The organism is Finegoldia magna (assembly GCF_002243175.1).
Classification (GTDB): domain Bacteria; phylum Bacillota; class Clostridia; order Tissierellales; family Peptoniphilaceae; genus Finegoldia; species Finegoldia magna_J.
The window spans coordinates 44,835-58,290 of the sequence record NZ_NDYF01000017.1 but is presented as its reverse complement, the minus strand read 5'-3'; the positions used below and the strand labels follow the sequence as shown (position 1 = coordinate 58,290).

Genomic DNA, 13,456 nt, shown 5'->3' with positions numbered 1-13,456 from the left:
TTATTAAAATAAATTTACCTTTTTTCTTTGGCTTACGCTGTTTACAAGCTAGATAACTCAGTTAAAAAATTAAATACAATTACTATTAGAAAGAGTTTCTTTCACTCTAGAGGACTAACCATGCCCAAGAGCAGGAGTCCTCCTTTTTTTGTCTGAAAACATAAAGACAAAAAAGAATGGAGGAAACATAAATGACAAAAGAATATTACCTTTATGTCGGTGGGCAAAAAATCAAAGTAAGCGAGCAGATATACAAAGTCTACTGGCAAGAAAGAGAACATGAAAAATATTTAGAGCAGGTGGACAAGAAAAACCACTTGCTCTTTTTTTCGTCCCTAAATCATGATGGGAATTTCGAAGATAATTTAGAGGATAAAAACGTTGATGTAGAAAAAGTTGTAGCTACACAAATGATGATTGAAGCACTAAAAAGTGCTTTGTCAAAGTTAAATAGGGATGAGCGGGAAATCATAGAAAGATTATATTTCAATGATGAAACACTTCGTGCAGTAGCAAAGACTAAAAATATCTCACATCCAACTTTAATTAAGAGACGAGATAAAATTTTAGAAAAACTAAAGAAATTTATAGAAGAACTATAAATTATGGTTACCAAAGAGGGCAAATTTTCCTTTATAAAGTGAAGGGGAATTTTGTCCTCTTTTATATAAAAAAAGAAATTGAAAGAATTTTGAACCTTGACAACTGAATAGACCAAGACAGGACATTAACCATTTGTGGAGCTTTATAATTTCTTCGCCATAACTTTTCTGCTGATAAGGATTTCGGTTTAAATAAATACTCTAGTTAAAAGAAGGATAAAAGAAAACGAGCGACAAAAAGAAATTATATATTCAGCCTAGGAAACTGATGCATTGAAGCAAATGGGGATAATGATACTTCTACAGTTGTTGCCGGCTCATCTTGAAAAGGGGCGGTGGTGAAATTCCAATGTCGTGACCTACACGCCTGTTAATGTCAAAAAACTTAAAAATATTGAAGATAAGGAGAAGATATTATGTGTGATGAACATAATATAAATACAGAAATGAAAACAGATAAAAAAGATAAACAGATGATAAATCAAATTGATGGTTGGAATATAGAAGTTAAATTTAATGAAAATGGATTTAGTTTAGAAAATTTAGTAGAGGAATACATCAAAGAAAAATTTTCTGCCTATTAGGGGCTGACAAAAAATATAAGGAGCGTTATAATATTTTTGTGGAAGCCTAACCTTGGTTCGATTTATTGTATGTAAATTGAATTAAAGGAGGCTTTTTTATGTTTAAAAACAATTTAGCAAAAGAAAATTTGGCAGTTATGTATTTAAGACTATCAAAAGAAGATGGCGAAAAAACAGAAAGTAACTCTATATCCAATCAAAGAGAAATTATAAACTCTTATGCAAGAAAAAATCAAATTACAATTGTCAAAGAGTATGTGGATGATGGGTATTCAGGTGCAAATTTTGATCGTCCCAATTTTAAAGAAATGATAAAGGCTGCCTATGATAGAAAGTTCAATACAATTATTGTAAAGGACTTATCGAGATTCGGAAGAGATTATATAGAAGCAGGAAAATATATTCAAAGAATATTTCCAGAAAACGGGATAAGATTTATATCTGTAAATGATAATTACGATAGTAAAAGTGCAGATATAAACGATACACATCTTATACTTCCTATAAAAAACTTCATCAATGATAGTTATTGCCGAGATATTTCCAATAAGGTAAAAAGCTCTCAAAAGATAAAAAGAGAAAAAGGAGACTTTATCAGTGCTTTTGCACCTTATGGATATAAAAAGTCTGAGGAGAATAAGAACAAGTTAGTGATTGATAAAGAGATATCAGATATTATCAAAAAAATATTTGATATGAAACTCTTGGGATATTCCTCAAAGGCAATTGCAGATGAACTAAATCATTTAGGAGTTTTAACTCCAAGAAAATATAAAGAAAGTCAAGGATTTAAGTGTAATGGATTTCAAAATACAAAAGGTGGAAATTGGTCAGCAAAGACAGTAAATAGAATTATAGAAAATGAAGTATATATTGGAAATACCTTACAAGGAAAGAGTGTTACTTTAAGTTATAAAAATAAAAAGCAGATAGAAAAAGAGAAAGAAGAATGGATAAGAGTAGAAAATACCCATGAAGCAATTATAAGTAAAGAAGTTTTTACTATTGCAAATACTATGTTAAAAAGAGATTTGAATAATTCTCGTGGAAAGGACAAAATTGATATTTTTACAGGAATGCTTTTTTGTAAAGAATGTGGAAGTTCTTTGATTAGAAGGACTGTAAAGTATAAAAAAAGAGAAGAGATATTCTATATCTGTTCAAAGTACAACAAGGAAAAATCTTGCACAAGACACAGCATAAAAGAAGAAACCTTGATAAAAGCAGTATCTAAAATAATGAAGTCCTACATTGAATTTAATGAAAATCTATATTCTAAAGTTCAGCGTATAGATATAAATAAAAATTTGAAAGACAATCAAATTCCTATACTAAAACGAGAAAAAGCGATGACAGAAGAACTCTTATCTTCCCTATACCTTGACCTAAAAGAAGATGTTATTAGTAAAGAAGAATATCAACTTTTTAGAAAAAACTATACAGAGAAATTGACTAAATTAGATGAAAGTATCGAGTATAGATTGAAAAAACAGGAATATACTAAGGAGAGGATTGACAAAAATAAGAGTTGGATCATCGACATTAACAAGTATAAAAATTTATCGGAAATAGATAGATTGTCTGTTGTGATGCTTATTGATAAAATTTTTATTTCTGAAAATAAGACGATAGATGTTAGGTTTAATCATACCGAAGAATTGTCTTTACTTGAAGAAATGACAAAAATGGATAAGTCTGGCATTAAATCTAACACCATAAAAAAGAAAAGTATCGATATAAGCAGGAAGTCAAAAACTATACCCATTGTTATGAATAAAAGTCTTGTAAGCGCTGAAAGTGAGGTATGCTGTGGCTAGAACAAAAAATAGGCATATATCACAATCAGGAACAGAAGTTGGAAAAGTGATTGAAAAAATATACATTGCCGGTATTTATGCTAGATTATCACAGGAAAGAAAGGAAGCTTACAGGGATAAAAGTAATTCACTTGAAATGCAGGAAGAACTCTGTATAAATGCTGCAAAAGAAAAAGATATAAAGATTTTAAGAGTATACAAGGACTATGAGTATTCTGGAACAAATTTTAAAAGACCTGCATTTATTGAAATGATGGAAGATATCCGAACAGGTAGGATAAATTGTATCATAGTAAAAGATATGTCAAGGTTTGGTAGAGAGTATTTAGAAATCGCAAACTATATCGAAAAAGTATTTCCATTTTTGGGAGTTCGATTTATTTCCGTAAATGATAATCTTGATACTAAAGACGGTATAAAATCAGATCAGAGTTATGAAATAGCAATAAAAAATATCTTCAATGATTTATACGCAAAAGATATTTCAAAGAAAATAAAAGCATCTAAAGAAATAAAAATGAAACAAGGGTCTTTTATAGGAGCGATGGCTCCGTATGGCTATAAGGTTGATAAAATTGATGGAAAAAGAGTTCTGGTGATGGACGAAAAGGCAGCAGATGTAGTAAGACTTATCTTTTATATGGCAAGTCAAGGTAAATCCAATATGCAAATAGCAAGAGAATTGACTAAAACATATACGACACCTGATGAATATAAAAGAACAGGTAAAATTTTTAAGGATAAAGAAGATACAAAACAATGGGATATTTCTTATATATCAAAAATGCTTTCTGATGAAGTATATATTGGGAATTTGATTCAAAGAGTATACTCAAATAGACATGATCCAAGTAGGAAAAGTAAGTTTCGTGATAAAGAAGAGTGGATTATAACAGAGAACACCCACGAAGGTTTAATAGACAAAACTACATTTGAAAATATCAGAGAGATAAAGGAGAAAAAACAAAACTATCTACCTTACCATTCACTGAAAAACATAATAAAAGACGGAAAAGAAAATGTTGGAGTAAAAATTCAAAGAGATCATAAAAAAGAAGGAAAGTATGACGACCTCATACAGTGCAGTGTTTGTGGCAGATATTTGAAAAAACAATATGGACCACGAGGACTGAAATATCATGATGAGATTTGCTATTGTTATTATTGTAAAGGTGGAGATAGATTAAACTTAGAAAAATCTCATGTAAGAATATACGAAACAGACCTAGATAAAATTTTAGTAGATACCTTAAAAAGACTGGTTTCAAGCTTTTATAAAAAGGATAAAAGATTACGACTAAAAATATATTTAGAAAATATAAGTACTGAAAAGATAAATCAAGTTTCTCTAAAAACAGATGTAAATAATAAAAAGATTGCTTCTCTTAGGATCAATCTACAAGAACAATATGAAAACTATGTTAAAGGAGAGGTTCTTTTAAGTGATTTTAAAATAGAAAGTAAAAAAATAAATAATCAAATAAAAACCTTAAAAAATGAATTAAAAGTTTTTGCTGAAAGAATAAGAAATATAAAAAAGAAAAAAAGAGAAATTATAGAATTTATAGATGTACTATTTTGCTGCTTGGATGCTAAAAGCATAGAAGTTGATAAAGAATTGGTCGATACATTAATTAGTCATATAGAAATATCAGAGTATAAGCAGGTTACCATATATTTTAAGTTTAAACTTGATAAAGATGTGGGAAAGCAGTTGGAGGTAGAGCATGAATAAGATAGCTATATATTTAAGACTTTCTGAAGAAGATTATCACAAAGTGGATGAAAGTGAAAGTATAGCAAATCAAAGAGATTATATAAAAAGCTACATTGAAAATGAAACATCTTTAAAAAGTTGTGAAATAGAAGAATATGTAGATGATGGATATTCTGCTACTAATACAAATAGACCTTCCTTTTTAAGGCTTATTGAGGATATAAAGAGTGGTAAAGTGGGAACTATAATTGTAAAAGATATGTCTAGGTTTTCAAGAGATTATATTTTGCTTGGGGATTACTTAAGCAATATATTACCATTTCTAAAAATACGATTTATTGCTATTAATGACAACTATGATTCTTTAAAAGAACAAGGTAATGGCTTAGATACAGATACACAGTTTAAGACATTGTATTATGATTTATTCAGTAAGGAATTATCTGAAAAGGTAAGAGGTTCTATTAGGCAAATTAAATCGCAGGGGAAAAATATAAATTGGGCAGCACCTTTTGGATATATTAAAGATCCAAAAGATAAACATAGTATCATCATTGATGAAAAAACAGCTTTTATAGTTAAAGAAGCTTTTGATTTATTGCTAAAAGGATATTCGTGTATTCAAGTGGCTAATATATTTAATGAAAAAGGTTATATTACACGCTCTGAACGAAAAGAAGAACTGAAACTTTCTGATTATACTGGAAATTTAATTACCGGAAGTGAAGTAAAGAAAAGAGTTTGGACAAATGCAGCTATCTCACAGATTACAAGGAACGAACTATATACAGGAGATTATGTATATAATAAATTCAAAGAAACAAAAATAGGTGGAAGAAAAAGAATTTTACTTCCTGAAGATGAGTGGAAAATACTTCCAAATACCCATGAATCTATTATTTCCAGAGAAGTGTTTGATAAGGTTAAGAAAATAAAAGAAAAAAGAAGTTTTGGGGGATATACAGGAAATAAAAATCGTTCTATTTTTTCTGATAAGATTTTTTGTAAAGAATGTGGTAGACATATGAGTTTTCGCAGTGATATTAGACAAAAGAAAAATTCAGATAAAATACACAAGTATAAAAGTTATTATTGTAATTTATGTAAAGCTGAGAAAACACCAAACAATATCAAAGAGAAAGATATTATTGAACTTATAAAACCAAAATTAAAAGGTTTTAAGATTCAAAACACATTAAATAAAGAGAAAGTTATAGAACACAAGAATGTAAAAGAAGAGATTTTAAAGGAAATATCCATATTAAACAGTAATTTACAAATCATTTATGAAAATTATAAAAAGAAAAATATTTCAAAAGAGGACTACTTAAAGGAAAAAACTTTTATCAAAGATAAAAAGATATTATTGGAGAGTAGGTTGAAAGAATTAAAATCAGAGAAGATTGATTTGAAGAAAGAATTCGATGGTAATTCCTTAGATAAGAATAATTTATTGAAATCCTATGTAGATAGTTCTATTGATAAAATAGTTGTATCAAGAAGTGGAGAAATAGAAATTATAGAAAAATAGATGAATAGCATTAAAAGTAACTCATAATCTCGCCAGCTTTAATTTTAATATGCCAAAATGTAAATAATGGCGAGAAAATTTGCAGAAATAAATAGTGCTGTTTACTATGAGTTGATAGGGTAAATATTTAGGAACAAACAAAAAAATGATATAATTATAGTTAAAATGAGATATTGTGAGGTGATTTTTGTGTCTAAAATAAATGTGGAAGGATCAGAAATTAGCATTATTGCCATAGATAATAGAGATTATATTTCTTTAACCGACATGGTTAGAAATGTTGAAAATGGTGTGACACTAATAGAAAAATGGCTAAGGAATAAAAATACAATTGAATTTTTAGGAATATGGGAAGAAATGTATAATGCGAATTTTAATTCCACCGAATTCGAGGGAATTAAAAATGAAGCAGGTTTTAATCGTTTTATTTTATCGGTTAAACAATGGGTCAATAAGACGAATTCTATCGGAATTGTTGCCAAAGCAGGAAGATATGGTGGAACATATGCACATAAAGACATAGCTTTTGAATTTGCATCGTGGGTATCACCTTATTTTAAGCTCTATCTTATTAAAGAGTTTGAGCGCTTAAAAGAAGAAGAACAAAAACAATTAGGTTGGGATATCAAGAGGAATTTAGCTAAGATAAATTACAAAATTCATACAGATGCAATTAAGAATAAACTTGTCCCTGAGAAATTATCAAAGGAAAGAATAAACTATATCTATGCAAGTGAAGCAGATATATTAAATGTAGCTTTGTTTGGAATGACAGCAAAAGAATGGCGTGAAAGTAATCCGGAGTTAAAAGGAAATATGAGAGACTATGCTGATATATCACAATTAGTGTGTTTATCAAATCTTGAGAACTTAAATGCTGTTTTTATAAATGAGGGAATGGATGCAACTGAAAGGATAGAAAAATTAAATGCAATTGCTATTGAACAAATGAGGATTCTAACAGAAAGTGAACGTATAAAAAAGTTAAAATAAAAGTTTTGTATATAAATTAGGCGATAGAAATATCGTCTAATTTTATGTAACAATTGCTTGACATTGTAGGGTAAAAGTACATTATTGAATTTAATATTTAATAATTTAACAGCATCTAAAGGAAGGATTATGTTTAATAAAAAGGAATTATCAACCGCTGAGATCAGGAGTTTTACCAGCTTTATATCACAAGAAAGTTATGTTTTTAATCTTAATTTAGAAGATAACATTACTTTAGGAGATAATGATAGAAATTTAGAAAAATTAAATGGAATAATTGATAAGTTACAGATAAATCATCTTAAATCCAAAGTTTTGTCCAATGATAGTTTGTCCGGAGGAGAAAGACAAAGGGTAGAAATTGCAAGAGCAATGTACCACGACAGAAAATTAATTTTAGCAGATGAAATAAAGTCTAATTTGGATAAGAAAAATAGAGAAATAATAGATGATATTATATTCTCTTCAAAAAATACAGTAATAGAAGTAATTCATCAATACGGTGACGAAACTTTAAAAAAATACGATAAAGTTATAGATATGAGGTAAATAACGGGCTTATGACTTCAATATAGTGGAGTTGTAAGCTCTTATTTATTTGTAATCTTTTTGTATGATATAATATAATATTGCTATAAAGAATGAAAGGATAGACTAAATATGGACGATTGTATTGCAGCTATTAGCTCTGCTACTGGTGAAGCGGGAATCGGCATTGTTCGAATGACTGGAGAGGGTTGTGTGGATGTGCTTGATTCTGTGTTCAAGAGGGCTAATGATAATGCTGATTTTATAAATAGAAAAATGACTTATGGCCACATTGTTGACGATAATGAGATCGTCGATGAGGTCTTGGTTTGTTATATGAGGGCTCCTCACACATACACGCGTGAGGATGTCGTGGAGATTTACACTCACGGTGGGGTTGTCGCTGTGAGAAAGGTGTTGGAAGTTCTGTTAAACAACGGTGCAAGGCTTGCTGAGGCAGGTGAGTTCACTAAGAGGGCTTTCTTGAATGGTAGGATTGATTTGTCTCAAGCTGAGGCTATTATCGATATGATTAAGGCAAAGACTGACAAGGCATATTCCGTGAGTATGAAGCAGTTGGAGGGTAGTGTTAACAGAAATATCAAACAGTTGAGAGACAAGCTGTTGGATATGCTATCTCATGTGGAGTATTCTATTAATTTTACTGAAGATATGCAGGACGAATTGGACAACACTCCTGTTTTGAATGAGGGTAAGGAAGTTTTGGATAAACTTAAAAAGCTTTCTGAGAGTGCAAACAGAGGTAGAATTATCAGAGATGGTATCAATACTACGATAATTGGTAAGCCAAATGTAGGCAAATCTTCTTTGTTGAATGCTTTGTTGAAGGAAAACAGGGCTATTGTGACGGATATTCCAGGAACTACTCGTGATGTCATCGAGGAATACATCGATTTGGACGGGATAAGTCTGAAGATTAACGATACTGCTGGTATTAGAGATACTGAGGATATCGTGGAGAAAATCGGTGTCGAAAAATCTGTGTCTTTTATTTCTGATTCGGATTTGATTATTGCGATTTTTGATTCTTCGAGAGAGTTTGACGATGAGGATAGGAAGATTTTGGATCTTATTAGAGATAAAAAGTCGATTGTTTTGTTAAACAAGATTGATTTGGATGGTGGATTTGATTTCGATGAAAACTTGGAAGGAATCGAGGTCATTCACACTTCAATCAAAAACAACGAGGGTATCGAGGATTTAGAAAACAAGATTATAGAGATGTTTAACGACGGATATATTGAAGCTAATAACGACAATATTATTACTAACATTAGACATAGAGATATTATTAACAAAGCTATTAAATCTTTGGAGAGTTCTCTACACGATATGGAAGCTGGAGTTCCTATTGATTGTTTCGAGGTTGATTTGAGAAATGCTTGGGAAATCTTGGGCGAAATCACTGGAGAAACTGTGGATGACGATGTATTGAATAAGATTTTTAGCGATTTTTGTATAGGTAAATAAAATGGATAGATTATATTATGAAAATCCCTACGATGTTGTGGTTGTAGGTGCAGGTCACGCCGGTTGTGAGGCTGCGTTGGCTACAGCGAGGTTGGGATTAAAGACTGCAATTATGAGTATAAGTTTGGATTCTGTGGCTGATTTGCCATGTAATCCGAACATTGGTGGCACTGGAAAGGGTCACTTGGTGAAGGAAGTTGACGCATTAGGTGGCGAGATGGGTCTTGTTATCGACAAGACGTACATTCAATCGAGAATGTTGAACACTTCCAAGGGTCCTGCAGTTCACTCATTGAGGGTTCAAGCGGATAAGAGAAAATACCACGATCAGATGAAAAGCGTGTTGGAAAACACAGAAAACTTGGATTTGATTGAAGCGGAAGTCGTGGATATTGGCGTTGAAGACAACAAAATAAAGTCGATTACAACTGCACAGGGAGCGATTTTCCCAACAAGAGCTGTGATTTTGGCGACTGGGACATATCTTAAGGGCCTTGTGATGATGGGTGAATACACTTATGAATCTGGCCCTCACGGTATGAAATCATCTAAGAAATTGTCAGATTCTTTGAAGAGATTGGGTATTGAGCTTAGAAGATTTAAGACTGGAACTCCTGCGAGAGTTCACAAGGACAGTTTGAACTACGAAGTGATGACTGTGCAACCTGGTGATGACGATGTTATTCCTTTTTCATTTTTGAATGACGGCAAGGATATCGGGAAAAAGCAAGAAAACTGCTATTTGACCTACACTACACTTAAAACAAAACAAATTATTGAGGATAATTTGGAGAGATCTCCGATGTATGCAGGTATTGTGAAGGGTGTGGGACCACGTTATTGTCCTTCAATTGAGGACAAAATCGTGAGATTTCCAGACCGTGATGAGCATCAAGTGTTCGTGGAACCTGAAGGTTTGAGCACGAAGGAAATGTACATTCAAGGTGTGTCATCGACTCTTCCAGAAGAGGTGCAAAAAGAAATGTACAAGACAATCATTGGTTTCGAAAACGTGAGATTTATGAGAAGTGCGTACGGAATCGAATATGATTGCATCGATCCTACTATATTAAAGAGAACTTTGGAACATTTGGAAATCAATAATTTGTTCTTTGCAGGACAAATCAACGGATCCAGTGGATATGAAGAAGCTGCCGGTCAAGGAATTATCGCAGGAATCAATGCGGCTATGAATTTACTCGGCAAAGATCCATTCGTATTGGATAGATCCGATGCTTACATTGGCGTATTGATAGATGATTTGGTAACCAAAGGAACTAACGAGCCATACCGAATGATGACTAGCAGATGCGAGTACCGTTTGACTTTGAGACAAGACAACGCTGATTTGAGACTTACTGAAAGAGCACACGAGATAGAGCTTGCGACAGATGAAAGATACGAGAAAATGCTTCACAAGAAGAAGACTATTGACGAGGAAATAGAGAGATTGAAGTCAATAATGGTGACTCCAACAGAAGAAACCAACGAAAAACTTAGAAAACTTGGATCATCAGAACTTAAAACAGGCATAACTTTGTTGGATTTAATCAAAAGACCAGAATTAACTTACGATAAAACAGAAGAATTTGACGTTGATAGACCAGAACTGCCTAGATATTTGAGACTACAAGTGGAAACACACATCAAATACGAAGGCTACATTGCAAAACAAATGAGCCAAATCAAGCAATTTAAAAAGCTTGAAAACAGAAAACTGGATATGATTGAAGATTACAAGGAAGTTATGGGCCTTTCCAATGAAGCTGTACAAAAACTTAATGACATCAAACCAGAATCGTTGGGTCAAGCGAGCAGAATCAGTGGTGTGAGCCCTTCTGACATCAACGTTTTATTGATTTATATGGAAACGAGGAAAAAATAATGTCACTAAAAGAAACATTGAACGATTATGAAATACAATTGGATGACAATCAAATAGATTTGCTGTTAAAATACATGGTTTTAGTGTTGGAAAAGAACAAGGTAATGAACTTGACAGCAATCACTGAAGAAGAAATGTTTCACGTGAAACATTTTGTGGATTCCTTGTACGTATTGAATTTATTCGATTTTGAAGAAAATAAAACTATAATTGATGTGGGAACTGGTGCAGGATTTCCTGCAATTCCAATAAAAATCGCGAGAAATGATTTGAAGTTCACACTGCTCGACAGTTTGAGAAAAAGAGTTGATTTCTTGAAGGATGTTATAGATGAACTACATCTAACAGACATCAAAGCAGTCCACGAAAGAGCAGAGGAATGCACAAGAACTGTCGAATACAGAGAACGATACGATTATTGCATATCACGTGCGGTGTCAAAGCTTGATACGTTAGCTGAGTTCTGTTTACCATTTGTAAAAGTCGGAGGATACATGATAGCCATGAAAGGAAAATCCGACGAAACAGACGTAGGAGAGAACGCAATCAAAATCCTCGGTGGTAAAATAGAACAAACTATTGACTACAAAATAGATGACGAGGATAGAAGCTTGGTTATCATCAAGAAAATCAAAGAAACGCCGAAGAAATACCCACGCGGCGGCGGCAAACCTAAGAAAAACCCACTATAACAAAGAAAATTTAAGTTAAAAATACTTCACAATGATAAGCAGAAAACAGAATTTAATATAAAGACAGAGACAAGTTTACTGTAATTGCTAAAAGTAGAAGAACATTTTTGCACGAATATCTAGACTACGAAAATAAATAAATCCAAAGCTCATAAGCCTAAAATCGCAAACTCGCTATCGCTCAAACAGTGCGATTTTTGACGGCTTATTTCACTTGGATTTATGCTTATTTTCTTCGTATGATATTCTTAGCAAAAATGTAGTCTACTTTTTTGTTTCGTTAGATGATATTTTCCGTCAATCGCGGTAATCTGCTTTTTTGTTTGCGTGGATTTTGTTTGAAAAGGTAAGAAATAGAATTGTTCGTGGGATTTTGAATGCTACAAGAGAGGGAGGAAAATACTTCACAATAATAAGCAGAAAACTGAATTGACTCAAATATCTAGCTTACGAAATCAAACAAATTCTAAGCTTGTGAATCTGAAATTGCAAACTCGCTAACGCTCGGACAGTGCGATTTTTGACGACTTATTTCACTTGGATTTATGCTTATTTTCTTCGTATGATATTCTTAGCGAAAGTGTATTCTACTTTTTTGTTTAGCTAGATTTATGAAGAAAAAGGAAAAAGTAGTCGTATTTATGGAAATTTGATTGCTACTAGAGAGGAAAGAATATTTCACAATAATAAGCAGAAAACCGGATTGGCTCAAATATCTAGCTTACGAAAACAAACAAATTCTAAGCTTGTGAATCTAAAATTGCAAACTCGCTAACGCTCAGACAGTGCAATTTCTTAACGATTCACTTCGCTTGAATTTGAGGTTGTTTTCTCCAGATGATATTTTCCGTCAATCGCGGTAATCTGCTTTTTGTTTGCGTGGATTTTGCTTGAAAAGGTAAGAAATAGAATTGTTCGTGAGATTTTGATTACTACTAGAGAGGGAGGAAAATACTTCACAATAATAAGCAGAAATCTGAATTGACAATTAAGAGGGACAATATTATAGTAATTGCTAAAAATAGAAGAACATTTTTGCACGAATATCTGACTCCATAAATTGGTGATTTGTTAATCTCGAACCACTAAAATCCAAAACTCGAGCTAAAGCTCTCAAACAGTTGGATTTTTGACGTGGTTCTTCGATGTAAAATCACAACAATTTATTACGTATGATATTCTTAGCAAAAATGCATTCTACTTTTTTGTTTCGTTAGATGATATTTTCCGTCAATCGCGGTAATCTGCTTTTTGTTTGTATGGATTGTGCTTGAAAAAGTAAGAAATAGAATTCTTCGTGGGATTTTGATTGCTACTAGAGAGGGAGGAAAATACTTCACAATGATAAGCAGAAAACCGAATTGACTCAAATATCTAGCTTACGAAAACAAGCAAATTCTAAGCTTGTGAATCTGAAATTGCAAACTCGCTAACGCTCAGACAGTGCAATTTCTTAACGATTCACTTCGCTTGAATTTGAGGTTGTTTTCTCCAGATGATATTTTCCGTCAATCACGGTAATCTGCTTTTTGTTTGCGCAGATTTATGTGGAAAGATAAGAGATAGTATTAGTCGTAGGATTTTGATCGCACGGTAGATGGATGAGTTTATAGCAA

General features: G+C 32.1%; 9 protein-coding genes and 1 pseudogene. All 10 read left to right on the top strand.

Annotated features, from left to right (window positions below):
* Nucleotides 1-191: 191 nt before the first annotated feature.
* The 10 genes and pseudogenes from B9N53_RS08430 (at nucleotide 192) to rsmG (ending at nucleotide 11,840) form a co-directional block, all read left to right on the top strand.
* A complete protein-coding gene (locus B9N53_RS08430; RefSeq protein ID WP_004838472.1) occupies nucleotides 192-602 on the top strand; it encodes an RNA polymerase sigma factor in 411 nt (136 codons plus the stop codon).
* Between the two features lie 416 nt (nucleotides 603-1,018).
* Entirely contained in the window at nucleotides 1,019-1,186 is a 168-nt protein-coding gene (locus B9N53_RS08425) for an aminoacyl-tRNA hydrolase (RefSeq protein ID WP_094204547.1), read from the top strand.
* Nucleotides 1,187-1,284: 98 nt separating this feature from the next.
* Entirely contained in the window at nucleotides 1,285-3,003 is a 1,719-nt protein-coding gene (locus tag B9N53_RS08420) for a recombinase family protein (RefSeq protein WP_094204546.1), read from the top strand.
* Nucleotides 2,996-4,738, top strand: a complete 1,743-nt coding sequence (locus B9N53_RS08415) for a recombinase family protein (RefSeq protein WP_022620609.1) — start codon at nucleotides 2,996-2,998, stop codon at nucleotides 4,736-4,738. Before B9N53_RS08420 ends, B9N53_RS08415 begins: the two co-directional genes overlap by 8 nt.
* A complete protein-coding gene (locus B9N53_RS08410; RefSeq protein ID WP_094204545.1) occupies nucleotides 4,731-6,251 on the top strand; it encodes a recombinase family protein in 1,521 nt (506 codons plus the stop codon). Before B9N53_RS08415 ends, B9N53_RS08410 begins: the two co-directional genes overlap by 8 nt.
* Before the next feature lie 189 nt (nucleotides 6,252-6,440).
* Nucleotides 6,441-7,244: a KilA-N domain-containing protein gene (locus B9N53_RS08405; RefSeq protein ID WP_023059212.1), complete on the top strand. Its 804-nt coding sequence runs from the start codon at nucleotides 6,441-6,443 to the stop codon at nucleotides 7,242-7,244.
* An 81-nt stretch (nucleotides 7,245-7,325) separates the two neighbouring features.
* Nucleotides 7,326-7,793, top strand: a pseudogene (locus tag B9N53_RS08400) (ATP-binding cassette domain-containing protein); the annotation flags it as partial.
* A gap of 111 nt (nucleotides 7,794-7,904) precedes the next feature.
* On the top strand, nucleotides 7,905-9,263 hold the full coding sequence (mnmE, locus tag B9N53_RS08395) for a tRNA uridine-5-carboxymethylaminomethyl(34) synthesis GTPase MnmE (protein WP_094204544.1): 1,359 nt from the start codon (nucleotides 7,905-7,907) through the stop codon (nucleotides 9,261-9,263).
* Between the two features lies 1 nt (nucleotide 9,264).
* Nucleotides 9,265-11,148 (top strand): tRNA uridine-5-carboxymethylaminomethyl(34) synthesis enzyme MnmG, encoded by a 1,884-nt coding sequence (gene mnmG, locus B9N53_RS08390; protein WP_094204543.1) that lies wholly within the window; start codon nucleotides 9,265-9,267, stop codon nucleotides 11,146-11,148.
* Nucleotides 11,148-11,840, top strand: coding sequence for a 16S rRNA (guanine(527)-N(7))-methyltransferase RsmG (gene rsmG, locus B9N53_RS08385; protein ID WP_094204542.1), 693 nt, complete (start codon nucleotides 11,148-11,150; stop codon nucleotides 11,838-11,840). The genes mnmG and rsmG overlap by 1 nt, the downstream gene beginning before the upstream one ends.
* Nucleotides 11,841-13,456: the final 1,616 nt, after the last annotated feature.